The sequence below is a fragment of the Phormidesmis sp. 146-20 genome (assembly GCF_052939475.1).
The window spans coordinates 45,277-70,230 of the sequence record NZ_JBJPHT010000002.1 but is presented as its reverse complement, the minus strand read 5'-3'; the positions used below and the strand labels follow the sequence as shown (position 1 = coordinate 70,230).

Below are 24,954 nucleotides of genomic sequence, written 5' to 3'. Positions count from 1 at the left end.
TGAAAAGTTTTGAATGAGATCACGTCCCACTCCTCACTCCTCACCTCATGCTGACCCATCACCGCAAACCCGTTCACCTCTCGATCGTTTCGACGGACTTGCCCGTATGGACAGATATACAGACGATCGGCACCCTCTATCAAAAAGACCAAGAACGCTTTCACGTTTTGCTAACTGAGCCGAGAGTTTTGGAGTCGAGAGAAATTCGACACGACGCTTTTGCAAATCGGGCGTTAGAAAATCCTCAACTCGTTGCGCCTCCCATGCCGACCCCTCGTTTGCTGTGGCTCGAAATTTCGCCCTATCGCGTCACAATGACCATGCAGGGAGACGGCAAACTGAGTTATCGCCACCTGTGGGAGCGTGGAGTTTATGGGATGACTCGCTATTGGCTTCAAGGTAGTCAAATTAGACAGGGCAGTCAGATCAAGCTCCGCAACTATACCCGCAGTCTGCATCTGGATGGCTATCCTATCCCTGAGCAGTTGAGATTGGAATATGAGCTTTGGGCCGACCAGACTCAGCTAGGGTGCTACGTGCTGAACTTGGAAATTGACAACGATGGAGACGGCTGAATTTTAGACGGGAATTGATGAAGTTCTTTGGCTGCGTTTTCTGAATCTCTTGCGCCTCACCTCCCCAATTCTGAGGGATTTTAAGACAAGGATTCCTGAGCGAATTCACATTAAAAAAGCTAGAAGCCGCGAGGAAGTTCCCATTACTTCTAGCTTTAAATAATGAACAGTAGATTTGTTGGATTTAGAACGTGAACGTCGCTCTCACCGTACCGATCACCACATCTTCGTTATCGCTATTGTGATCGGGAGCCGTTAACCAAACCACTCCAGGCGTGATCGCAATGTTGTCGTTAAGTCGGTATTGGTAAAAGCCTTCGATGTGCAGCGAGGTGTCACGATCGCGCGCAAATCCCCCACTCGCCGACGTAACTTTGGGTTCTTGACCGACGATGATTCCGGCCAGGTTGCCTTTTTTGCCCAAATCAGGGAGCGCCAAACCGACTTGCCAGTTCCAGATATCAAAGTCGCCTCTGAGTCCAGAAAGAGTACGAGCGTTGGTGTAGCCCACAGAACCGTTCAATACAAACTGCGGACTGAGTTGAAAGGAAGCACTCACCCCATAGGCGTTGGCTGACGTTGGGAGTCCGGTGGCTTCTCTAAAGTTTGCCAAGGTGCTGCCGACGCTGCCGTTTGCACTGAAGTCGTTGTTGTAAGCGTGAATGTAAGTCAATCCGACCCCCAGTTTTTCGCTGGGCTTAAAGGTGAGTTGCGCGATCGCTCCATACGCCCCATTAAATAAACCTGACCCACTGGTAGGAGTAGCCGGATCGTTTGCCAAGTAGCCCAAGCTGAGTTCTAATTGCTCACCAAAGGCGTGTCTGATGCCTAATCCCGCTCCGTTTACCAGGTAGTAAATGGAATTGCGAGAGCCAAAATGGGTCAAAGCGCCCGTCGCGCCATCTCCGTCTAAAAAGGGATTGAGGGTATCTGTAAAGTCGTCGATCGCCCCTGCATTGGCTTCGATCGTAACGGTGGTTTTTTCGCCCAGCGGGAACTGATACAACAGGGCATCCACTCCCACTTCGTTGTTGCCTTCTCCAGCAAAACGGAAGCTGCCTTCGCGGGTGAGCAGGTCGCCATTGTCTCTTGCGGCGGGTAATGCGGCCAAATTGCTGGCTTGCAGTCGCGTTCTCAGCAGATCTTTGCCCGTGAAGCTGGTGTCAAAGTTTAAGCGGACGCGATCGCCCAAAATCGTATTCTTTGAGACTTCTCGACCGTTAATCGTCTCGCCACTAGCAACGCCTGCAATGCCAATGACCACTTCCCCGTTGAGCTTGGTGGTGGTCGAAAACTGTTGCTTTTCTAACGTGGTCGTTCTGGCTTCGAGCGCATCGACTCGACCTCGCAAGGTCGCCAATTCAGCAGCAAATTCTTCTTGGAGTTTTTGCAAAGTCGCCAGGTCTTCTTTTTTGACCAGATCGGCGGTAGAGGCAGCGATTAGCTCATTGACGCGATCGAGACACGCATTCACCCCAGCCGCAAATTCGTAACGAGTCAGGGCCCGATTGCCGCGATAGGTTTTGTCAGGGTAGCCCGCAATACAGCCATAGCGCTCAACCAGGGATTGCAACGCCTGAAACGCCCAATCCGTCGGACGCACATCTGACAGTTGAGAAACGGAGGTCACTTGAGAAAGGGCAGTCGGTTCGCTCTGACTCAATTCGGCAACAGAGGATTGAACATTGCTACCAGGTGACTGACTCTGAGCCGCCGCACTAGAGGCAACCGTCAAGCTGGCGACCAAAACAAGCGGATTGAGCCACAAAGCTTGAGAGAAAATTTTTGACATATTCATCCTAGGCTCACACCAATTTAACTTTTTAGGACAACGCTCTACCCGCAAAATCGCAGTCTGACAGGCAGAATATAATAATGATAACCATTATCACCTAGAGTATTCTACAAGCGCTCGTCTCTAATTGTCTTATTACGGTTCAGATAAGGTTGTCAAGGTTTTTGCAATTCATTCTCAAATAGCTGACATCACTTTGCTGAGTTCTACTGAAAAGTTAGACACGGAAGATTGAGAGATTAAGAAGAATGCCAAAAATAAGGCGCTAAAACCCCCTGGGGGGTATTGACAGAATTCTCATCAATATTGCTCTTAACCAGGATTTGTTGCAGAAAGGTTTTTCCATTTCGTTGGTTAAAGCTTCAGATTCACGTTAATCACAGAGAATTATCCCTGGAAGGCATATTGATGCGGAGCGAGAAAGTTGGAGGAAGTCTAAGTCACATCAGGTTCAGGGGGTCGATATCGATCGTGAGACTGACATTAGACCCACAGAGCGATCGCAGTTCGTCTAGATCGGGCATGATGGGGGCGACGGTCTGAGAAAATTTCAGCAAAATTCGCCAGCGATAGCGTCCGGCAACTCTGAGAATAGTAGCGGGGGCTGGCCCCAAAAGTTCGTAGTCTTGCGATCGCGATAGGGTTTGGGCAACTCGTTCGGCTGCTTTTTGCACGACCGCGGGATTCATCGCACTAAAGCGCAACAGCGCCAGTTTGCCATAGGGAGGATAGTTGAGGGTCGATCGCTGCTCCAGTTCGGAGGTGACAAACGGTTCGTATTCATGACGCTGTACCGCTCCGATCACGGGATGTTCGGGCGCGTAGGTTTGCAAGATCACTCGTCCAGGTTCGTCGCCTCGTCCGGCTCGTCCGGCTACCTGTAACAACGTTTGAAAGGCTCGCTCGCTGGCTCGAAAGTCTTGCAGATTGAGTAATCCGTCAGCAGCAATAATGCCTACTAGCGTGACTTGCGGTAGATCAATGCCTTTAGTAAGCATTTGAGTCCCGACTAGAAGATCGGCTTCTCCTTGAGCAAATTTGGTTAGCAGGGCCCGATGCGCGCCTTTGTTGCGAGTGGTATCGCTGTCAAATCGGATGACTCTAATGTCTGGAAACTGCCGCACCAACGCTTGAGCGACTTTTTGAGTGCCGCTGCCAAAATTTTTGAAGTAGGGAGATCCACAGTCTGGGCAGGCTGACGGCTGAGAAGCGACATGATTGCAATAGTGACAGCGTAAAAGCGGCCGCGCCTCAGCGTGAACGTGGTGGTATGAAAGCGACACATCGCAGTTGGGACAATCCATCACATAGCCACAGCTTCGACAAGAAACAAAGGTACTGTGGCCGCGCCGATGAATAAAGAGTAAGCCCTGCTGTCCGGTTTCCTGAAGCTGACTTAGAGCGGTTTGCAGCGATCGACTAAAGATAGAGCCATTTCGCTCCCGCAGTTCTTGACGCATATCGACGACTTCGATCGCAGGCATGGGTCGATCGTAAACACGCTTGGGTAAAGACAGATAGCGAGAATTAGCGGCTTGCGATAACCCTTTGGCCATAACCCAGGATTCTAGAGAGGGCGTGGCTGAACCCAAAATCAACGGACAGTTTTCTAGCTGGGCGCGCCATTGGGCAACCGTTCGAGCGTGGTAACAGGGAGCGGGCTGGTCTTGTTTGAAGCTGGAGTCATGTTCTTCGTCCAGAATGATCAGGCTCAACTTAGGAAGCGGGGCGAAAATTGCAGAACGGGTGCCGATCGCCACTTGAGGGTTGCCTGTGAGCATTTGTCGCCAGGTGTCATAGCGTTCTCCTTCGGACAATCCACTGTGATAGACGCAGACTTGATCGCCAAATCTGGCTCGAAAGCGATCGGTCAGTTGGGGAGTCAGCCCAATCTCAGGCACCAGAACCAAAGCCGATTCTCCTCGCTCTAGAATGGGGGCGATCGCTTGCAGGTAGACTTCTGTTTTCCCTGATCCGGTCACTCCATGCAGCAAAATTTCGGTAAATTCTTGACACTGCTGAATCTGTTGGAGAACGGTGATTTGATCAGAGGTTAGGGATCGCGATCGGTCTTCATCGCTCAAGATGCCGCGATCGGTTCTCAAAACTTCTCTGGGCTGGATGACTAAATAGCCTTTGCGCTCCAGCGTTTTTAGCACCGAGGAACTGACGTGACACTGTTGCAAAAATTCATTGAGCCAGGCCTCACCCCCCTGTCGCTTGAGTAGGTCTAAAATCTCGCTTTGGCGGGGAGTCAGTTCACAACTATCTTCGGCGACGAGGGTGACCGCCTGTTTTAGCTTAGGACGCACTGCGCTCGGAGGCAGCAAATAGCTTTCGACCAGCCCTTTTTTGAGCAGTTCTTGTAATCCTCGACTCGCGCCAGACACCTGCCGTTGGAGATGTACCCAGGAATAGTCGCCTGTCTTACTGTCGTTGAGCAAGTCTAAAATCTGCTGTGCGGTTCCGGTCAGCATTCCTGCATTGGCTTCTCTGACTCGGCGAATTCTACGCTGCGATCGCATCAACAACCCCGGCGGCAGGGCCACTTTGACGACCTGCATCAGCGAGGTGTGATAGTAATGTGCGACGCGATCGAGCAGTTGCCAGTAGGTCGGCGCAAAAAACCCTGGACTGACGATCGACTCCACAGTGCGAATTTGGGCCGCGTCAAGATCAGGCGGAGTGGTTAAGAGTCGAATCGCGATCGCCCCCACCTGTTGAGGCCCAAAAGGCACGCTCAAGATGTCACCCGTTTGTACTGAGAGGTCGATCGGCAGCCGATAGGTATAGAGTCCTTGCGCTCCGGGACAATCGACTAGCACCTCAACCCAGCGATCGGGGCAATAAGTTCCTTCAGATTCAGCCAATACTAAAAGCGGTGCGGGATTAGACATAACCGATCATCCGATGCAGAGGGCGCTAATTCGTCAGTCACTAGTGATAGAAAAACTTAACAGGCTCAAATTCAGGGTTCTCCAAGAGGCGTTATTTAAGCTGCCACGTCTGGGGAAAAATCGCAGGAAGTAGTTCAAACGATCTCCTTAATTTTAGCGAGTGTATTGGTAGAGTCAGGGGCGCTTTACCTCTCTTCAGCCCAAGAGATGATAAGACTACCAGATAAATTCAAAAAATAACCATCGGATTTTCCCACTATCGGTAGAGATGTAAACCCGATCGGGTATGAGAGTCTGTTATGACAGCCAAAAGCAGATTCCTCTTCTCAATTATTTTGTTGTGAAGACTACAGAAACTTAGGTGATCGTTGCTGAGATCTCTTGCAGATTACCTATCGTGCGATCGCTGGTTTCTGTCTTCTACAAAAGGTTGGTTTAGGCTGCGTCGGCGGCAGAATTTTCTAACCTTTGTTAGGGTATTCATACCGTTCCTGAAACGAAAGCTGTAAATGGTTTCAAGCGACCAAGTTTAGAGTATCACTGACTTCAAAATCTTAATTCTGGGAGGACATTTGAAGCCAATTTCAACTTATTTGAAGACAGGACTCTTCATTTTCTTCACTTTCTTCAGATAGAACCTTTGCTGTTCGATCGCTCCAAATTGGCTCCCAATCTCAGTCGTTATTTGAGTTTTTTCGGGATGTCGTCTCCGCACTTTAAGCGCCTGAATCTCTGTTCAAGCGGTCTGAAGTTGCCCCTTCAAGTATTCAGTAAACCCCCCATTGATATTGCATTCTTATGAACGAACAAAGCAACAGTTCTAACACAGGAATCCTCTCTGATCGTGAGTTGGACTTTGCAATGGACGTGACTGAGTTAGATTCAGTTGACTCCCTACAAATGGAAGGAGATGCTGACTTTTCTGGTGCGCCTATTGTCGAAATTGAAGAACCGGATCTTTCGGAGTTAGATGAGGTTGCCGAAATTATCGGAGAAGAACCCGCTTCTGAGGAAACCGAAATTGATCAAATTGCCAGCGCTCGATCGTCAGGATACAGCAAGACGATCGCGGATGATGCGGTGGGCGCTTTTTTCAAAGAGATGGCCCGCTATCCGCTTCTTAAAGCAGACGAAGAAGTGGAACTGGCCCGACGGGTGCAGTATCTGGTCGAGATTGAGGAAGTGCAGCGCCATCTTTATCAAGATTTGGGGCGGATTCCAACCAAGCACGACATTGCTACAAAGGTGGGGCTGACCGAACGGCAGCTAGACCATCGCCTTCATCGCAGTCGGGTCGCCAAACGTAAGATGATCCGATCGAACCTGCGGCTGGTGGTGTCGATCGCCAAGCGTTATTTGAACCGTGGTGTCCCGTTTCTAGATCTGATTCAAGAAGGTGCTTTGGGGCTAAATCGGGCGACTGAAAAGTTTGATCCCGATAAGGGCTATAAGTTTTCGACCTACGCTTATTGGTGGATTCGTCAGGGGATCACACGCACGATCGCCAACGATGCCCGCACGATTCGCCTGCCGATTCACATCGTCGAAAAGTTGAACAAGCTGAAGAAGGCTCACCGTGAATTAAAGCGGGAACTGAGCCGCAATCCGACCGAGGCAGAACTGGCGCGATCGCTAGAGTTGACCGTTGAGCAGTTACAGCATCTTCAACAGGTGCGTCGTCAGTCGCTCTCGCTCAATCATCGGGTCGGCAAAGGGGAAGACACAGAGCTAATGGATCTGCTGGAGGACGGCGATACTCAATCTCCGGAGTCTCAAATGAGCGAGACGATGCTGCGGCAAGAGATCTGGGATGTTTTGGGTAATGTGCTGACTCAACGTGAAAAGGACATCATTTCTCTACGCTATGGGCTGACGACGAGTAAGCCTTGCACGCTAGAAGAAGTGGGCGGCATGTTTAATTTGTCACGGGAGCGGGTGCGGCAAATCCAAAGCAAGGCGATGCGGAAACTGCGGCGGCCCCAGATTGCAGAACGGCTTAAGGGATGGTTGGGATGAGGGATGAGGGATGAGGGATGAGAAAGAACTAAAACTGCACTATCCTTTGTCCTTCGTCTCTTGTGTCATTAGAAGAACTTGAGTTTTATGGGATGAATTCGCTCTCAACTGAAAGGTTGGGCTACGAAGTGATGGCGCTTTGAGAATTTTTCTCTGTTGCTCCACTTCAGAGCTTGATCGTTGCGGTTCAAAACAGAAATATTGCAGTTCAAAACTCGATCGTTGCAGTTCAAAACAGAACCATTGCAGCTCAGAACTCGATCGTTGCGGTTCAAAACAGAAACATTGCAGTTCAAAACTCGATCGTTCCGCTTTGTAAACTGTTCGTTCCATAATCGACTGACAACACTGACAACAATGGAGGCTTAAGCGCTGTATCAGTCAACCAGATTTTCTAAAGTACATTTAGAATTCAAAGCGTTTCTGAAGTAATGTGAGCAGAGCGCTTTCGTTTTGGATTCAACTCAAAATTATTCATGTCAGACACAAGCTCTTTTACGATTCGATCGGCTAATTCTACCGATGTCCCGGCAATTTTCTCGCTGATTCGAGCGCTGGCAGACTACGAAAACCTGTCTGATGCGGTCACGGGCAATTCTGAAATGCTGGCAGAACATTTATTTGGATCTCGACCTTGTGTAGAAGCGATCGTTGCCCAATCTTCGGAGCAAATTATCGGCTTTGCGCTGTTTTTTCCCAACTATTCCACGTTCTTGACAAAGCCGGGATTGTATCTAGAAGACCTGTTTGTTTTGCCAGACTATCGAGGCAAGGGAATTGGGAAAGCGCTGCTGTCTCATCTCGCTCAGTTAGCAATCTCTCGTGATTATGGGCGATTGGAATGGAGCGTCTTGGACTGGAACGAACCCTCGATCGCCTTTTATCAGCGCATGGGTGCCACAGTTCTTCCAGACTGGCGAATCTGTCGAGTCACAGGGGAAGCGATCGCCAAAATGGCCAACGAGAATCCTTAAGAGACTCCGACTAATTTAATTTTCAGGCCCCCTGTCCTGTAGAACCAGAGAATCGGGAGTTTTGGGAGGAAGCGATCGTGGCAATTTGGGTAAACGAACAAGTCGATCCGGGTGGACTGCTCTACGCATGTATTGCTTGCTGTGACGAAACTCAAGCCCAGCAGTGTCACCAATCTTTTGAAGAAAATCTGACCGACACACAAAAAGCGACAGGCTGGACGGCTCGAATTCGCATCGTCGAGTCCTGGGACGAAGTGCCCGTCAACGCCCTCAAATTAGATTGAGTCAAATCGATTGAGTCAAAAAATTCTCTCTGCGCCATTCTCTGAGATCTCTTAACTTATAGAGAAGTTTTCAGAGGATTTGTCATGTACGTACTCATCGGGGGCGCAGGCTTGATTGGGCTGAGTTTGGCACAAAAGCTAGTCGAGCTAGGACACACGATCGCCCTGATTGACATTGATCCCGCCGCCTGTCGGTATGCTCGCGAACAACTGGGCGTAATGGCATTTGAGGGCAGTGCCGTTTCAACCGAGGTGCTGATCGAAGCGGGAATTCGCAAAGCCGACGCGCTGGCCGCCGTGTTGCGAGACGATGCGCTCAATCTGGCAATGGTGACGCTTTCTAGACATTACGGAGTGCCTCACATTTTGGTGAGAATGCGCCATCGAGACTTTGCAGAGCCTTATCGCTTTGCAGGAGCGACCCATGTGATCAACGCGATCGACCTCGCCGTTTCCACAATGGTCAACGTCATCGAATATCCCGAAGTCGAGTCGATGATGCACTTTGAGCAAGGTCAGATCGAAGTCGTCAAACTTGCCATCTCCGCAAACTGCAATGTGGTCGGTCGCAGTCTCGCCGAAGTCGCCCAAGATCCCAAGTTTCCCACAGGTTCGCTAATCATCGGCTACCAACCCCAAGCGCACATGGACTTAATGATCCCCAACGGCAGTACAGTTTTAGACCCCGAATCGACGGTGCTAATCGCCACCAAACCAGGAGCCATGCACGAGATTATCAACTTCATTCAAAAATGCGTTTAGCATCCATTTGATGGAGTTTTTTCGCTCCGTTTTAGTCGCCTTCAGCCCCCTAGATCCCCCAAAATTGGAGGACTTTGAACCTTGGCAATTTCTTTGAATCTTGAAAACTTTGAATGTTGAAAATTCTCTTCTCAACTCTCAAAGTCCCCAGAATTGCGGGATTTAGGGGGCTACCGGGATCTATAACCGAAGCGAACAATTTCATCGAGGCCAGGTATATTTGACCGTCTTCGAGTAGATTTAATCGTCTTCTAGCGTCAAGAGTTGTTCATCGATCGCCTTCAACCTCGATCGCACCACTTCTTCTGAAAGGATTCGCTTGCGAAGGGCATCATTGAGCGCATTTTTCTCAGCGAGCAACAATCGACGGCGCACGGCTTCAAATCGAGTACTTGTCTCCAAATTGGAGAATTTATCCTCACGACGATTATAAAAGTCACGGAGCGATCGTTCTGCCGCCGCCACTTTGACCTGATAGCCCGATCGCATCTCTTCGTAAATCGATTTGGGCAAAACGCCGCCTTTGAGCAAGGTATCTAATTCTTCTTGCGCGGCTTTTGAGGTCATTAGTTGAGACTGCAATCCCTCGATCCACTGCTGAGACTCAGACGTGTGAGACAACTTTAATCGCCGTACCAGCCACGGCAAACTAACTCCCTGCCCGACCAGTGAGAGCAAAACAGTACCAAAGACGATCGCGATCAAAAATTCACGTCCCACCAGAGAAGATGGCAAACTCAGAGCCAGCGCCATTGAGAGCGATCCTTTGATGTTGCCCAAAAACAAAACGTGCTGCCAGCGAAAGGGAATGGGGCGATCAAACTTTCCGACCACCGCCAACATCGAATACACCGAGAGAAACCGTCCCGTCTGATACGCAAGGACTGCCAAAAGAACCGCAGGCAGCGTCCTCCCCAGAGTCGGCAAATCGATTTCTAGCCCAATCAGCAAAAAGATAAAGGTATTGACCCCAAATCCGGCATACTCCCAGAAGCTCAAAACCGTCACTCGACTGGAGGCGGACACACTGCGAGACAGTTCCAAATTGCCGATCAGCAAGCCTGCAATCACGACCGCAACGACTCCAGACACCCCCAAAAATTGACCAATTTGAAAAGCACTCAGCGCGATCGCCACTGTCAACAAAATGCTGCTTAAAGGGTCATCTTCTGACCGAACATACAGCCCAATTCCCAGATATCCGAGAACGATCCCCACGGCTAACCCACCAACAAGGACGATCGCCAGTTCCCTAAGTCCTTCGATCGCCGTGACGCTGCCCGTATTGTTGAACTTAAGGATCAGCCCAAAAATCACTAGCGCAATCCCGTCGTTAAACAGACTTTCGCCTTCGACGATCGTGATCAACCGCGACGGCACCGACACTTCTTTAAAGACCGCAATTACAGAAACCGTGTCAGTAATCGCCAAAATCACCCCCACCAACAGCGCTGGAATCCACTCCAGACTCAGCCCATATTTCAGCCCGATCGCCGTCACCCCGCAAGAAATCACGACACCGGGGCCAGCCAGCATCAAAATCGGCTTGAGAGTACTTCGCAAACGGCTGATATCCGTGTTGATCGCCGCCTCAAACAACAGAATTGGCAGAAATAAATTAATGATTAGCGAAGAATCCAGTCCAATCCGACGCGGAAGCCACTCAGCGATCGCCAGTCCCGCTACAACCAACCCTGTTACATAGGGCACCCGTAACCGTCGAGACAACAACGCCACGATCGTCGCCACCAGCAGCAACACAATCAGCACCGTCACCAACTCAGAAAATTGCCCCTGATCACTGCCGACGATCGCCATCACTTGTCTCATACACCTCATCTCCTACCTAACGGTTCGGTCTCCCTGTCAAAAATCCCTAACACAGACCCCCTATTCTGCAATCCGTTTCTTAAACTAAACTGAGCAGAGGTTTACCCATGACCTCTTGATCAGAATTCTTGCGCTTAAGGAATAAATTCAGTGAGTCCAGACCTCCTAACTCTCCCTACTGTTGCTCCAGTCGCTGCTTCCAGCCCTTTCTCTTCGGCTGAGTTTGATGAGTATGTGATGTCAACCTACGGACGCTTCTCACTGACTTTAGAGCGCGGGGCAGGCTGTCGCGTCTGGGACGATCAGGGGCGTGAATACCTCGATTTTGTCGCTGGGATCGCCACCTGTACGCTAGGTCATGCCCATCCTGCAATGGTTGCTGCGGTCACTCAGCAGATCCAAACGCTACACCACGTCTCAAACCTGTACTACATTCCTCAACAAGGAGCGCTGGCCAAATGGCTGGTCGAGCATTCCTGCGCCGATCGTGCCTTTTTCTGCAATTCGGGGGCCGAAGCGAATGAAGGGGCGATCAAGCTGGCTCGTAAATACGCTCACACGGTTCTCAACATTGAGAATCCCATTATCCTAACGGCTCACGCCAGCTTCCACGGTCGCACCCTCGCCACCATCACCGCCACAGGTCAGCCCAAGTATCAGCAAAACTTTAGTCCTCTAGTGCCCGGCTTCCAATATGTCCCCTACAACGACATTGCCGCGCTGGAAGCCACGATCGCGCAACTGGATCAGGGCGATCGTCAAGTCGCTGCCATCTTACTCGAAGGGCTTCAAGGAGAAGGTGGCGTGCGTCCGGGTGATCTCGACTACTTTAAGCGGATTCGCCAAATTTGTGACGAGACGGGCATTTTGCTCATCCTGGACGAGGTACAGGTCGGCATGGGCCGCACGGGACAACTCTGGGGCTACGAAAATTTGGGCATTGAGCCAGATATTTTCACCGCGGCAAAAGGACTGGGTGGAGGAATCCCGATCGGGGCAATGCTCTGCAAATCTTTCTGTGATGTCTTTAAACCTGGAGATCACGCCAGCACCTTTGGGGGCAATCCGTTTGTCTGTGCTGTCGCGTTGTCGGTGTGTGAAACGATCGAACAAGAAAATCTGTTAAAGAACGCTGAGTATCGAGGCGGACAATTGCGTTTAGGATTGCAAAAGATCGCCAAAAAGTTTCCCACTCTGATTCAAGAAGTGCGCGGCTGGGGATTGATCAACGGGTTAGAACTGAGTGCGGATGCATCATTTACGTCGATCGAGGTGGTCAAAGCAGCGATGAATGAAGGCGTTCTTCTAGTTCCGGCGGGCCCCCAGGTGGTGCGATTTGTGCCTCCGTTGATTGTGACGGCTGAGGAGATTTATCTGGCGCTGCGATCGCTCGATCAAGCCTTCACCGCCCTGACCAAAGCCTGATTTTCTGCAATCCCTTTCACAGCGGGAAAGAACCTGTATAGAATAAGGGACTGTACCCAACCCATCCTACGAACTCGGAGCCAAACAATGTCACGTAAATGCCAACTGACGGGCAAGACTGCCAATAATGGAATGGCGGTTTCTCACTCTCACCGTCGCACCAAAAAGCTGCAAGAAGCCAATTTGCAGTCTAAGAGAGTCTGGTGGCAAGAAGGCAATCGCTGGGTCAAACTGCGCCTTTCGACCAAAGCCATCAAAACGCTTGAGCGCAAGAGTCTCAGTGCTTTTGCTAAAGAAGCCGGGATTGATTTGAGCCGTCTGTAGGGCTTGCAACAGTGCTTGCAACCATTTTATTTTCCTGACTCTGGGGTGGATGAAGTACGTCTGCCCCAGTTTTGATCTATCTATGGCGCTTGACGGGTAGGTTTAGGGCAAAGTCAACCTGTTTGCCTACCGTTCAAAGTAGTTATCTTGTCCAAAATCTATGATTTAACTCAGAAAACTCAATATAGTTAGGACTTCTGCTTAGGATTGGTCAAGATTTTGTTAAGTCAACCCAATTTCTACGGATTCCAAGCTTTTTTTCGTTCAGTTGATCGCTATTTCAAAGCACCTGGGTAATATTGTTCCAACAACCGTAATCCGCTGATCGACTTAAAATAAAATTCAATCCGAGTATGATATTGGCGAGAGCGACTGCTTGATCATGAAAAATTCATCGATTTTGACCTCTTTTCTCCACATCCACTGATTATCTACTGACTGACAATTTCCGTAACTTGCCGGATAGTCAAGCTTTTCTCTAGCAGGTCGCTCACGTAAGTTTCCCGTTGACGATGAGGTTGAGTTATTAAGACAGTAAGAAGATAAGTCCACCAATGTAGAGTTTTGATGAACTCACCGATCGCCCCTTGACTAGATAGCGGGGCAATGTCTGACCATACTGACAGTGCGATCAAATTACTGATTGCTTTACTGATTACTGAATTTTTTTCTTTGACTGTGCGTGCCATCTACTGCTCCGTTCTAACGAGACTCTTTGCATCCGACCCTTTTTCTTTCTGCCACAACTAGCAGCTATGTCAAACCGTAAACTCGCTAAGGCAATCCAGGGGCCATTTCGCCAGATCTGGAAGCTCTACCAATCCCTCACCAAACGGGTGATCCTGGGATACATCCGCACCGCATTGATGACCCAACGTAGGACGCGATCGGCTGCGGGCTTTATTTTGCCAACGACTGTTTTGCTGATTTTGGTGGTGACGCTAACGGTGGGGGCCCTGACCCTTCGGGCTTTTAACCGCAATACCCAGGTGATCGGGCAAAGTCAACAGCGCGTGATCTACAACGCCGCCACGCCAGCGATCGATCGGGCCCGTGCCAAAATCGAGTTTCTGTTTGACCCTAGCAAAGACACACGCTATCCCGGTGGGGTGCCGTCCGAGTCCACGCTGTTGGGGATGATGCTCAATGATGGTCAGCCGCTGCCGGGGGGCGGTAGTGTGACTACTCTACGGGTTCGCCCAGTTGGGGGAGCAGTTACTGATGCTTTTGATCCTTACCAGTTGCCAGATGAGGAGCGAGTTGACATCAATCGCGACGGTAGAAATGACAACGCCTGGTCTTTTCGTACCGATACCAATGGAGACGGTAGGGCTGATGCGACGGTCATCTACTCAGTCATCTTTAGCAGTCCGACCGACACGGCAAACCAGGCTAACCCTGCGAGTCAAGCAGACCCCAACGAACTGCTGCTTCGTTTAAGTGACCAGGAAAAAGCCAGAAGCTTGTGGATTCGGCAGGGGCCACTCAGTAACGAAACAAGGGCGCAGAATTGCAACTTTAATACAGGCACCAAATCAGGTTTGCGAGGCTGGTTTGATGACAGGTCAAATACGTCAATTTTGAAGAAAAACTTTCAGGTTGATGCTTTTGTCGTCCCTGATAACCCTAATGCAACGGCTGTCACTTTAGAATTTCAGCAAGATCGCCAGCTAAACCGGGGCAACAAGTGGGGAGCCTGGTTCCGCAACGACTTGGAAGTTTATCCAGGTGCCCCCTTTAACTGGAATGGGGCAATGCACACTGAGGGGAGTCTGGTGATCGGTGGAGACAACAACTTCAACGCGCATCTCATTAGCTCTCCTGCATCTTGTTTATTTACGCCCGATGCATCTGAGATCACCGTCACCAACATTACTCCGACTGCGGAGCAACCAAATCGTGACTTCCTGGGGTTGGTGGCTTCTGGTCGCGTAACGGATACTGCTGGCAGCGGCAGTTCAACAGTTTATCTTCCTACTGCCAATCCGACTGGCGTAACGCTAAATACGGCATCAGATGGAGTGGGCAACGGAGTCGCTAGTCCCATCCAAATCTCGATCGATCCAGCGCTCATTCTGACTGAAGACGGTTATCAGGTCAGACCGGGGCAAGGCAGCAGAAACAATCGGGAAGGAAACCGCAACGACTGGGCAAGAGTTGAGGCAACGTTCCCGCAGCGACTTCGTACAGACCCGCAGGTTGCGCCCTATGTGGATGACTTGTATCGGGCAGACGATCGCTGGGGCCCTAAACCCAGATATGACTCAAAAGAAGAAAATAGGATTACTGCTCCTTTGAGGATGGGTGAGCCGATTGTTGGCAAGCCTGAGTTAACTTCGAGCGCTTCTTCAAATCCAAACCAACCTGCTGAAGGAGTCGGGCTGGATGGCTATTGGGAGCGGCGCGCCCGCAATGAAGGGATGCGTATCCTCGTCGGTGAGCGATTGGAGCTAGGCAACGTCAACACATGGGTCACTCCGCGATATGACACTGCTGATAACGTAATTAATGCGGCTACCGAGCGAGAAGGTGATCCGCTGATTCCGCCAACTGTCATTCCTTACCCAGCGACACCCGCAACCGGAGCAAGTGGTGTCCGTCACATCGATCTGCAGCGTCGCACCTTGAGAGATAACGTGTCTGCTGTGCAAGCGACTGCTGTCTATCACTCAGATAGAACTTTGAATGAAGGGAATCCTGATTTCCCGATCGCTTGTCTTGCCAGCACGGTTCACCCCGGAACGCTGACGACGCTGCGCCAGTCGGTTAATTTCTTGCCCACCTTGTTTGCGTCAGGTGTAACCGGAACGACGATCGGCGGCGCAACCGACCCAATGCTAATGACCGACTTCTTTACGGGTCGGGGCACCAACGGCTGGGAGTTTCTGCCTCCTGGCTCGGCAAGTGACACCAGTACGTTAGGTCAAAGTGCTGCAACCTTTGTAAGAGATGTTAGTAATCCGAGCAGTGCTTTGAGAATCGCGCTGACCAACCTAGCAAACTTTGCTGGCGACCCGGATGGCGCTTACCCACCCAGACAAGAGGCTGCTGGAAGTTCGATCATTCACCCCTACCCAGCCCTGACTATGTGGGGGAACTACTCTAACTTGCGGCGAGTTCTCCAGAGGCTTGAAGCTGGGACTACATACGCAGATTTGAGCATCGCTGACAAGACCTATTTGCAGACGGCTGCTTGTACGGTGGGTATGTTGGCCTACAACATTGAGCAGATTCGCAGATTTGACCCCGCTAACCCAGCCAACGACGTTAAGTACAACTTTGGGCTGACAGGAGTCACATCCGATGCCAGCAAGAACGTCATGTATGAGTTGGCAGAAACCATTGAGAATCTGATGCAGACCAACGATGCCACCAGATCCTTTATCGGCGTTTTGCCACGCGGTCAATTGGCATCTTATGGGTACAATCCTGCTGCGACAGACGCGCAGTTCAGCCAAAATAATTGGAATGCAAAAGACTACTACAATGTCCCGCCAGAGGCTTGGGTCGGGGCAATCAGACAAGCTCGTCTAAGAGCAGGCATAGACATCACCAAAGATCCTGTGGTGCGGATGGCTGAATTAATCATGCTCAAGTATCAGATTCGCCGCGATCGTACCTTTGGGTTTCGACCATCGCCCATATTCGGTGAATACATCTTCAACCGGACTGAGAATCCAATTAGTTCTAGTTCTACTAGCCTGTTCATGTTCCCATCCGCTTGTGACCCTGACGAATTTACTTTCGCCCCCACAAGTCGCGGCATTCCCTCATCCACCCCATCGACCCTGGGAACGACAGGCTTACCCGCTAACCCTGCTGGATACGCTCAAGGAGGACGATTGGGTAACTACAGATTCTTCCTGTCTCGCTTGTGTGGAGCAATCAACACTGAGAAGTACGTGCCTGGTAGACCTGAAACGGCATCTGTCCTACCCAAGTTTCCAGCGCTCTACTACCTCTTCCCCGAACAAGACCACGAACTGGCTGGCTCAATCACCGAACCCGCTACCACTCCTGCCCTAGTCGGCTCTACAACAGCTGGCGCTACAGCACCCGCTCCCAACACCCCCAATAATGCTGCTGACAGACGCGGTGAGTATGACACTCGTCAGCCTGGAAGCATCACTGCTGCTGCACAACAACCACCTGCAACCCTGGGCACCTTCAACGCCTTGGACAAAGAACCTTATGTCGTTGACACCTACATCAACACCACTATCCGTCCGGTAAACAGTGCTGGAGTCAGATTCCGTGTCGTGGACGCAACCGCTCCGACCAATCTCACCGAAAATCCCAGAGCAGATAACCCATCTACTTACTTCCCCAGATTGACTCCTGTCGATAGCATCGCTGCCAATAATGGGCGAGTCACGCTGAGAGGCACTGTCACCAACACCCCAAACCGCCACCCTGATGAAAATCTGACTCCTTTTCCTGTACCCGATCGCTCTGTGAACGCGGTTGCGCTGATTCCAAGAAGGGTAGATTTCTCAGACTGGAAGTTGCCCTACGAGACAAATCCAGCGATATTAGCAGCGGCTCCGTCTCCAGACATTAGCGGTGGGCCCAACATTCCAACCAATTACATTCTCGCCCCCACCAGCGGCACCGACAGAGACAGCAAAATGACTCCCCGCTCCGTTGCGTTGGGCTTCCTCGATCGCGCCTTTTTTGACGGTCGTCAACTGATGCTCACTCGCACAATGGACATCGATCTGGGGATGCTCCGCAGTAAGCAATCTGGAACAGACATCTGGTTACCCAAGAGCGGTATTGTCTACGCCTTTAGAGAAGATGCAGTTCGAGAAGACGCGATCGCCCGTCCTGCTGGCACTGGTATGAATCTCACCAATCTGGCAGCCCAAGTCGATCCAACCATTCCTCTAACTGCGACCAATCGAGGGGTTACGGATAAACCGATCGACCAGTTGCCCGATCCCGATCGCCGCGTTCACGGTTTCCGCCTTCGCAACGGTTCGCAGGTCAAACGCAACAGCAGTTTTGAAGGCAACGTTATTTCAGGGGTTGGCAGCGATCAAAACGATCGAGGTCTTTCCTTCTTTAGTGACCAATCCGTATACATTCAAGGAGACTTTAACCTTCACCAAAACGGAGCAGACACCGAAGCAGGCGCAATTCTAGAAGAATTTAGAGACCTCCTCCCTGCTGACGCTGCCTACACCCCAGCCCAGTTTTACGGTCGGAGAAACATTGACGATCGCTTTGCCAACACCGACCCCAGCAGAGCAGCTACTGAGAAAGACCGTTGGCGACCCTCAGAAATCTTAGCTGACAGCATCACCGTCCTCTCTTACACCTTCTGTGACGGCAGTATCGCTGACTCTTTTGTCCGCCCCGCAGCAAGCATTCCAACACCCACAGCTACCTCTGGCACCACAGCCGCCTATCCATCACCCGACTTCGGTATTCTTGCCGATGCAGGAGCAGTAAATAATCCTGGGGGTAACTACACGCCTTACGGCAGACGAGAATTTGGCTTGTATGGCCCCGGTTGCATTAATGGAAACAGCAACTACGGCACCTCATTCCATAATCAAAATCGCCCTAGCCAACCGATCGCCGCTACCGCCGACTGGGTGAGAGAAAACTCTTCTCCCTCAACGCTGCCTCAACGGAGTTCTAACTATCATGTTGACTTCACTTCACCGATCAAAATCTCGCGCCTCGGCTTGCCTCTGACCGAAGCTTCACGAACAACTGCGGCAACACCAGCGGAAGTGACTGCTGGCACCAAGCCCCCATTACCCCTCCCTACCCTCTACAACAGAGACAATTACTTCACAATTGGACAGAACGTTGAAGTAGGGAGACAGTTCACTCTACCCGCAAATACTAGGGTCAACACGATCATCGTCGGTGGCATCAATCCTTCTCGCTTAAACCAGGGCTATGGTGGATTGCACAACTTCCCTCGCTTTTTAGAACGATGGGGAGCCGGAAACAACAGAAGACTCAACTTTTCGGGGTCATTCCTGCAACTCAGCTTTACCAATTACGCAACCGCACCTTACGAATCAGAAGCCTGGGAGCCTGGACAAACCCCTGAAACTGGCAGCAACAGCTATAGATACTATGAACCGCCCACTCGGATTTGGGGTTATGACGTAGCGCTCCAGTTTAATCCTGCCAGCCCCGCAGCCTCTCGATTTGTAACTGCCAGCAAAAACCGCAACGAATACTACACCGAGCCACCCGCCAACGACCCCTACATCAATAATCTCTGTGAGACCGTTGCGCTCCCAGCAAATCGTCAGCGCCTTGGGGTGCCAGCCGATGCCAGAATCAACTGTCCCAGACCGTCTTAAGGAGACTGAGATGTTACAAGGTTCAAGTTCTATGACCTCAGAATCACGGTCTCCCTGTTTGGCAATGCGGTTTGCTCTGAGTCTCACCCGCCAACTAAGCGCAAATCGCCGCCACTCAGACCGGGGGCTGACTCTCATCGAAGGACTCGTAGCCATCATCGTGATCACCGTCACCCTGGTTAGCATCCTCCCGCCCATCTTCTGGGCCACGGGCACACGAGTCCAAAACCGCAAAGCCGAGCAAGCCTCTCAACTCGCTCAAGGCGAAGTCGATCGAGTTCGTACATTCGTCGAACGGGGAGGATATACCCTTGCTCAACTCCCTCCAGCCACCGCCACAAACGCAACCATTCGTGGAGACGGTACGGTGCCTGCCCCAACGATTTCCAGTGGTACTGTATTGTCCTCAAACTCAACCTGCAACACTTATACAGGCACTCCACTTCCCGTGGCGCAGTATCTCCCCCTAGACACCGAAGGCGATTGTAGACCCGAATTTCTAATGCAGACTTTTCGCAGCCCTGGTGTTGATGCAAACGGAGAACTTACCCCAGTTGGTACTGCTGTCCCCGATGGATTCGTGGTAGGCGTTCGGGTCTATGCCAGCGTAGCGGAGGATGCGCTAAGAGCGGGTCGCGGTCAAACCCAGCAAGCCACCTTAAAAGGCACCTCTGGATTGGGTGCTCAACGTATCCGCCCGTTAGCAGTGCAATACACCACGATCGTTAAAAGTGGTGCCAGCCAAAACTTGCAAATTTTCCGTACGCTCTGCCCATTAAGCGCCAGGACGACTGGACAATGCTAAAAGGCATTCCCTCACCCGATGAATCAGGACGATCGAATCAGGAAAGAATGATGGCTAAACAACAAAAATCGCACCCTCTTCGGCTCTGGTTCTATCGGAAAAAGGGCAACCTCAAAGGGTTCACCCTGATCGAGCTTCTAGTGGCCCTATTCATTGGAGGAATCATCGTCACGCTCCTCCTCTTTACAGTGGTACAGCTTCTTCAAACCAACCAGCGAGAAGCCTCTCGAAGCGACACCCAGCGCGAAATGCAAATGGCGATCGACTATATCTCCCGTGATTTACGTGAGGCGGTCTTCGTTTATGACGGCAGATGCTTGACACCATCAGGTGATCCGACCTGCCCAGGACTAACGAATGCGCTTCCGACCGAAATTGCTGGAAGCGGAAACACGGAAAATATTCCCGTTCTAGCGTTCTGGAGAGTTGACCCCTTACCTGACCCTCTGATTGCAGCTTGTTCGACAAATGCACGGGCGATCGCCACGACTGCAAACAATGCCAACTTGCCTCCAGCAATTGTTGGGGTTCCCTGTATTTCTCGTCAGATGTACACGTTAGTTGTCTACTCACTGAGTGGACGGGCTGAAAACAACTGGAGAGGTAAAGCTAGAATCAAGCGCTATCAGCTTCCACAATTTACCTTTACGCCCACTGCTAGTGCAGGTGGCAACCCTCAACCAACTCCTGGCTGGTATTATCCCGCAGGTCAAGACACTACATTTTCTCGTTGGCCGCTCGGTTCTAACGGAGTTCCTTTAGTAGCTAGACCTGGGATGAGTGTTAATACACCCAACCAAGTCCTTGTCGATTTTGTTGATCTCAGTGGCAGTCAAGCCACCCCTACTTGCCCGGCACCCACTACAGATTACGTACTCACCCCAACTACCGCGCCGACCAATCCGTTGACCAATACGCTTGCAAGAGGGTTTTACGTCTGCGTCAAAGGAGCAGTCAGCAATGGCACCCTCAACCAGGAAGTTGTTGTGCGGATTCAAGGCAACGCCGCAGGGAGACCTGGAATTCCCGTTAGAGGCAGTGTTCCGGTTCCGATGGAGACGCGAGTGTTGGTTCGTGGCGTGTTGAATAAGATTTAGAGGGCTGTGATTTGCTGTGCTTTTACTGGAGAAGAAGATGAGAAGGCGAAAATCAAAGAACTCGATCGCAGGCTTCACCCTGATCGAACTATTAGTTGTGATTTTGTTGATCGCCGTCCTGTTTGCGATCGCCTCTCCGAGTTGGATCGCTTTTGTCAACAATCAACGGGTCGGTGCGGCGAGAGGTCAAGTTTTTGAAGTGCTGCGATCGGCCCAGGCCGAAGCAAAACGCACCAAACTCAGTCGAGAAGTCTGCTTTGACAACAACGGCAACGACCCACGAGTAGCAACCGTTCAATACACCACAAACACCGTCACCTGTGCAAACCGGACGATCAACACCTGGCAGTCGATCGGCAACCTCAAGCCCGGAACGATTCGACTCAGTGCAGCTCCTGCCACATCCAGAGTCATCTTCGACACAGACGGCAACTTGATTCCAACTTCTGCTGCGGTTGGCTATACCATCACGATTCGACCTGGAGCTGCCCCAAATCCGCGGCGGTGTGTGACTATCAGAACGCTCTTAGGAGCGATGATCGACGGATCTGGAGACGACTGTCCGGTTTAGCGACACTTGTCATCGTTAAGAATGAAGCGTTAAAAATGAAGCCCGGTGCCTAAAACTTTTGTAAGGACTGGGCTTTGTGCTGTGCAAGTGCTGTCTGACCGCATCTCATGCAGAAAGCTTGAGTGGTAGATCAAGCAGGCTCGATTTTTAGGGAATTCTGATGTGTGAAATACTCTCAGCATCAGGGCGATCGAACATGCATCTGCACCCTTCAAGTTTCCAAAAAATTGGAGTAAGATTCAAACCTGACTCAAAGCCACAGTTTGGCCCATCTCGAAATCAAGGATTTACGCTAATTGAAAGTCTGGTTGTGGTGCTGCTGATTGGAGTCCTGGTCGCGATCTCTGCCCCAAGCTGGTTAGCCTTCTTGAACACCCAAAAATTGAACATTGCCCAGGGTCAAGTGTTTGAAATCCTGCGGAAAGCGCAAAGTACCGCCAAGCTCAAACGTATCAACCAGCAGGTCAGTTTTAGACAAAAAGATGGTCGAGTTCAGTGGGTGATTCAATCCACAGCCCCAATCACTGACCCCGATCGCCTTTCCTGGAGCAGCCTAGAGAATGGCATCCAGCTAAACTCAGATGAAACAAAACCCCAAGCCGACAAATTGGGCATCCACAAGATCCAATTCAACCACTACGGTGAAGTGAACGGTAACCTGGGGAGAGTTGTCTTGTCTGCCCCCAGCAGTTCTGCCAAGCGATGCGTTATTGTTTCGACACTGATCGGAGCCATGCGAACCGGGCAGAACCGTCCGACGCGGCTAGACAATCCCTGTGATTGAATGAGCTACTCGCTGGCTTTGAGAGCAGCTTGAGTTTTGGCGCGATCGAGCTTCAAGATCAGCGTCGCTAATGGAGGGAGACAGAGGTCGATCGAGTAAGGACGATTTTGATAAGCCCACTCATCCGTCCATTTACCGCCCAGATTACCCATATTGCTGCCGCCATAATCACGGGCATCACTGTTCAAAAGCTCCGTGTAAAATCCCGGCTCTGGTACGCCAACGCGGTAGTGGCTGTGAGGTTGAGGCGTGAAATTACAAACAACAATCACCGACTCATCAGAATCTTTGTCACGACGAATAAAAGACGCAACACTGTGACGGTTGTCGCTACAGTCGATCCATTCAAACCCTTCTTGGGCAAAGTCTTGAGTGTAGAGAGCGGGTTCGCGACGGTAGAGCGTGTTGAGCGCCTTCATAAAGTCCTTTAGCTTTTGGTGTGGCTCAAACTGCAAGAGATGCCATTCCAAATCGCCCCAGACATTCCATTCGCTCCACTGCCCAAACTCCATACTCATAAACAGCGTTTTCTTACCTGGATGGGCAAACATGTAGGCGTATAAGCAGCGCAAACTCGCAAATTTTTGCCATTCGTCTCCCGGAATTTTGCCAATCATGTTGCTCTTGCCATGCACCACTTCGTCGTGGGAGAGCGCCAGCATAAAGTTTTCGCTGTGGTTGTACCAGATGCTAAAGGTAATGTTGTTTTGGTGAAACTGGCGAAACCACGGGTCCATGTGGAAGTAATCGAGCATGTCGTGCATCCAGCCCATATTCCACTTGAGATTGAATCCCAGTCCCCCGACATAGGTTGGCCAGGACACCATCGGCCAGGACGTGGATTCCTCGGCGATCGACAGCACCCCCGGAAAATAGCTGTAGACCACATGGTTCATTTGACGCAGAAACTCAGCCGCCTCGATGTTTTCTCGACCGCCATACTGGTTAGTCACCCATTCGCCTTCTTTGCGGCAGTAGTCTAGATAGAGCATTGAGGCAACCGCATCGACGCGAATTCCATCAATGTGGTACTTGTCAAACCAGAAGACTGCGTTAGAAACCAGGTAGTTGCGAACTTCGTTACGAGCGTAGTTAAAAACGAGGGTGCCCCATTCTTTGTGTTCGCCTTTACGCGGGTCAGCGTGTTCGTAAAGATGAGTGCCATCAAAAAACGCCAGACCGTGACCATCTTTGGGAAAATGACCCGGCACCCAATCGACAATCACCCCAATGCCGTTGGCGTGACACTGATCGACAAAGTACATAAAATCTTGAGGCGTGCCATAGCGAGACGTGCAGGCATAGTGCCCCACCACCTGATAGCCCCACGAGCCATCAAAGGGATGTTCAGCGATCGGCAACAATTCAATATGAGTAAATCCCAGCTCCTTCACATAGGGAATCAGCGTGGCAGCCAATTCTCGATAGGTCAGAAATCTGGCTCCTGGCTTAAGTTCGGAGACGACGACAACAGGTTCAGTTTCTCCGTTGGGCAACTTGGCAGGCTCGGCAGAAGAAGCATGTAGCCACGAGCCAATGTGAACTTCGTAGACGGAAACAGGCTTAGTTAAAGGCTCGGTATGACGGCGCTGCTCCATCCAATCCTGGTCTTGCCACTGGTAGGAGTCGAGATCAGCGACGATCGAGGCTGTTTTGGGTCGCGCTTCCTGCTGAAATCCGTAGGGATCGGACTTTTCGTAGATGTGTCCGTCTTGGTTTTTGATTTCGTACTTGTAGTGAGTTCCGACCCCTAAGCCAGGAACAAACAGTTCCCACACGCCCGTCGAACCCTTCCGCATCTGGTGTTTGCGCCCATCCCAATAATTAAAATCTCCAATCACTGAGACGTTGCGGGCGTTGGGTGCCCAAACTGCAAAGTAGACCCCCTCAACTCCATTCTGCTTGGTGAAATGTGCCCCCAGCTTTTCGTAGATGCGGTGGTGGTTGCCTTCAGAAAAAAGATGGGTATCAAAATCCGTCAAGAAGGGAAACTGGAAGGCGTAGGGATCATAAATGACGCGATCGTGCTCTCCTTCCTTAACCCGTAGCTGATAGTTGGCGAGTTCGGGGGTGTCGATCGTGCATTCAAAAAAGTGAGGATGGTAAACCGACTGCATCGGATATTCGGCCCGCTGATCAGGAACCACCACCCAGGCAGCGTCTGCGTTGGGCTGATAGGCTCGCACCACCCAGACTGTTTTGCCATCGCGCTCGATCGGATGGGGCCCCAGCACCTCAAACGGATCGTGATGTTGGTTCCAAATAATCCGTTCAATTTGATCGGGAGCGATGGTCATCGACATGAAGCTACCTGCCTTAAATAAAATTGGCTAAAGAAATCTAGAGAAGAAAAAATTTAACGTTCTGTCATAAACCGTATCAAATCATTGTAAAAGTCTCAAATTCTTGACGTAATTTTGTGACTATTTGGGAGTTGAGGAATCTCGGCAGCTTTTTGGATCTTTAGCAGTAGGGACTTCTTAGAT

General features: G+C 50.9%; 17 protein-coding genes. 12 read left to right on the top strand and 5 right to left on the bottom strand.

The window, feature by feature from the left end:
- The first annotated feature begins 47 nt into the window (after nt 1-47).
- Nucleotides 48-575: a hypothetical protein gene (locus tag ACKFKH_RS02400; RefSeq protein WP_446856632.1), complete on the top strand. Its 528-nt coding sequence runs from the start codon at nt 48-50 to the stop codon at nt 573-575.
- Nucleotides 576-759: 184 nt separating this feature from the next.
- On the opposite strand, the gene ACKFKH_RS02395 is transcribed toward ACKFKH_RS02400, so the two are convergent.
- Complete coding sequence (locus tag ACKFKH_RS02395; RefSeq protein WP_446856867.1) at nt 760-2,367, bottom strand: iron uptake porin; 1,608 nt, start codon at nt 2,365-2,367, stop codon at nt 760-762.
- A 443-nt stretch (nt 2,368-2,810) separates the two neighbouring features.
- Complete coding sequence (priA, locus tag ACKFKH_RS02390; protein WP_446856631.1) at nt 2,811-5,267, bottom strand: primosomal protein N'; 2,457 nt, start codon at nt 5,265-5,267, stop codon at nt 2,811-2,813.
- Nucleotides 5,268-6,065: 798 nt separating this feature from the next.
- Between priA and ACKFKH_RS02385 the strand changes: the two genes are divergently transcribed.
- From ACKFKH_RS02385 to ACKFKH_RS02370, 4 genes are all read left to right on the top strand, one after another.
- Nucleotides 6,066-7,283: an RNA polymerase sigma factor, RpoD/SigA family gene (locus ACKFKH_RS02385; RefSeq protein ID WP_446856630.1), complete on the top strand. Its 1,218-nt coding sequence runs from the start codon at nt 6,066-6,068 to the stop codon at nt 7,281-7,283.
- 476 nt (nt 7,284-7,759) lie between these two features.
- Nucleotides 7,760-8,257 carry an N-acetyltransferase family protein gene (locus tag ACKFKH_RS02380; protein WP_446856629.1) on the top strand — a complete coding sequence of 166 codons (498 nt, stop codon included), beginning with the start codon at nt 7,760-7,762 and terminating at the stop codon, nt 8,255-8,257.
- Between the two features lie 77 nt (nt 8,258-8,334).
- On the top strand, nt 8,335-8,541 hold the full coding sequence (locus ACKFKH_RS02375) for a glycogen debranching protein (protein ID WP_446856628.1): 207 nt from the start codon (nt 8,335-8,337) through the stop codon (nt 8,539-8,541).
- Nucleotides 8,542-8,625: 84 nt separating this feature from the next.
- Nucleotides 8,626-9,303, top strand: a complete 678-nt coding sequence (locus ACKFKH_RS02370) for a potassium channel family protein (RefSeq protein WP_446856627.1) — start codon at nt 8,626-8,628, stop codon at nt 9,301-9,303.
- A 240-nt stretch (nt 9,304-9,543) separates the two neighbouring features.
- Here ACKFKH_RS02370 and ACKFKH_RS02365 read toward each other — a convergent pair whose 3' ends face one another.
- On the bottom strand, nt 9,544-11,133 hold the full coding sequence (locus tag ACKFKH_RS02365) for a cation:proton antiporter (protein WP_446856626.1): 1,590 nt from the start codon (nt 11,131-11,133) through the stop codon (nt 9,544-9,546).
- A gap of 150 nt (nt 11,134-11,283) precedes the next feature.
- Here ACKFKH_RS02365 and ACKFKH_RS02360 point away from each other — a divergent pair, with 150 nt between their 5' ends.
- Together ACKFKH_RS02360 and rpmB are read left to right on the top strand one after the other, a co-directional pair.
- Nucleotides 11,284-12,558, top strand: a complete 1,275-nt coding sequence (locus tag ACKFKH_RS02360) for an acetylornithine/succinylornithine family transaminase (protein WP_446856625.1) — start codon at nt 11,284-11,286, stop codon at nt 12,556-12,558.
- A gap of 87 nt (nt 12,559-12,645) precedes the next feature.
- Nucleotides 12,646-12,882 (top strand): 50S ribosomal protein L28, encoded by a 237-nt coding sequence (gene rpmB / locus ACKFKH_RS02355; protein WP_446856624.1) that lies wholly within the window; start codon nt 12,646-12,648, stop codon nt 12,880-12,882.
- 431 nt (nt 12,883-13,313) lie between these two features.
- On the opposite strand, the gene ACKFKH_RS02350 is transcribed toward rpmB, so the two are convergent.
- Nucleotides 13,314-13,571, bottom strand: coding sequence for a hypothetical protein (locus ACKFKH_RS02350; RefSeq protein WP_446856623.1), 258 nt, complete (start codon nt 13,569-13,571; stop codon nt 13,314-13,316).
- A gap of 66 nt (nt 13,572-13,637) precedes the next feature.
- Between ACKFKH_RS02350 and hpsA the strand changes: the two genes are divergently transcribed.
- The 5 genes from hpsA to ACKFKH_RS02325 all read left to right on the top strand — a co-directional run bounded on the left by hpsA (nt 13,638) and on the right by ACKFKH_RS02325 (nt 22,468).
- Complete coding sequence (gene hpsA, locus ACKFKH_RS02345; RefSeq protein WP_446856622.1) at nt 13,638-19,211, top strand: hormogonium polysaccharide biosynthesis protein HpsA; 5,574 nt, start codon at nt 13,638-13,640, stop codon at nt 19,209-19,211.
- Nucleotides 19,212-19,242: 31 nt separating this feature from the next.
- Entirely contained in the window at nt 19,243-20,016 is a 774-nt protein-coding gene (locus ACKFKH_RS02340; protein WP_446856621.1) for a type IV pilus modification PilV family protein, read from the top strand.
- Entirely contained in the window at nt 20,010-21,113 is a 1,104-nt protein-coding gene (locus tag ACKFKH_RS02335; protein WP_446856620.1) for a PilW family protein, read from the top strand. The genes ACKFKH_RS02340 and ACKFKH_RS02335 overlap by 7 nt, the downstream gene beginning before the upstream one ends.
- A gap of 37 nt (nt 21,114-21,150) precedes the next feature.
- A complete protein-coding gene (locus ACKFKH_RS02330) occupies nt 21,151-21,684 on the top strand; it encodes a prepilin-type N-terminal cleavage/methylation domain-containing protein (RefSeq protein ID WP_446856619.1) in 534 nt (177 codons plus the stop codon).
- A gap of 160 nt (nt 21,685-21,844) precedes the next feature.
- Complete coding sequence (locus ACKFKH_RS02325; RefSeq protein WP_446856618.1) at nt 21,845-22,468, top strand: GspH/FimT family pseudopilin; 624 nt, start codon at nt 21,845-21,847, stop codon at nt 22,466-22,468.
- Between the two features lie 5 nt (nt 22,469-22,473).
- Here ACKFKH_RS02325 and glgB read toward each other — a convergent pair whose 3' ends face one another.
- The gene (gene glgB, locus ACKFKH_RS02320; protein ID WP_446856617.1) at nt 22,474-24,771 is read right to left on the bottom strand and encodes a 1,4-alpha-glucan branching enzyme; all 2,298 of its coding nucleotides are present in this window, start codon (nt 24,769-24,771) and stop codon (nt 22,474-22,476) included.
- Nucleotides 24,772-24,954 lie beyond the last annotated feature (183 nt).

Coding starts and splice junctions, on each gene's coding strand:
- ACKFKH_RS02350 (WP_446856623.1), bottom strand. CDS start 13,571: ATGGCACGCACAGTCAAAGAAAAAAATTCAGTAATCAGTAAAGCAATC.
- ACKFKH_RS02365 (WP_446856626.1), bottom strand. CDS start 11,133: ATGAGACAAGTGATGGCGATCGTCGGCAGTGATCAGGGGCAATTTTCT.
- ACKFKH_RS02330 (WP_446856619.1), top strand. CDS start 21,151: ATGAGAAGGCGAAAATCAAAGAACTCGATCGCAGGCTTCACCCTGATC.
- rpmB (WP_446856624.1), top strand. CDS start 12,646: ATGTCACGTAAATGCCAACTGACGGGCAAGACTGCCAATAATGGAATG.
- hpsA (WP_446856622.1), top strand. CDS start 13,638: ATGTCAAACCGTAAACTCGCTAAGGCAATCCAGGGGCCATTTCGCCAG.
- ACKFKH_RS02370 (WP_446856627.1), top strand. CDS start 8,626: ATGTACGTACTCATCGGGGGCGCAGGCTTGATTGGGCTGAGTTTGGCA.
- glgB (WP_446856617.1), bottom strand. CDS start 24,771: ATGTCGATGACCATCGCTCCCGATCAAATTGAACGGATTATTTGGAAC.
- ACKFKH_RS02385 (WP_446856630.1), top strand. CDS start 6,066: ATGAACGAACAAAGCAACAGTTCTAACACAGGAATCCTCTCTGATCGT.
- priA (WP_446856631.1), bottom strand. CDS start 5,267: ATGTCTAATCCCGCACCGCTTTTAGTATTGGCTGAATCTGAAGGAACT.
- ACKFKH_RS02335 (WP_446856620.1), top strand. CDS start 20,010: ATGCTAAAAGGCATTCCCTCACCCGATGAATCAGGACGATCGAATCAG.
- ACKFKH_RS02325 (WP_446856618.1), top strand. CDS start 21,845: ATGTGTGAAATACTCTCAGCATCAGGGCGATCGAACATGCATCTGCAC.
- ACKFKH_RS02380 (WP_446856629.1), top strand. CDS start 7,760: ATGTCAGACACAAGCTCTTTTACGATTCGATCGGCTAATTCTACCGAT.
- ACKFKH_RS02340 (WP_446856621.1), top strand. CDS start 19,243: ATGACCTCAGAATCACGGTCTCCCTGTTTGGCAATGCGGTTTGCTCTG.
- ACKFKH_RS02395 (WP_446856867.1), bottom strand. CDS start 2,367: ATGTCAAAAATTTTCTCTCAAGCTTTGTGGCTCAATCCGCTTGTTTTG.
- ACKFKH_RS02400 (WP_446856632.1), top strand. CDS start 48: ATGCTGACCCATCACCGCAAACCCGTTCACCTCTCGATCGTTTCGACG.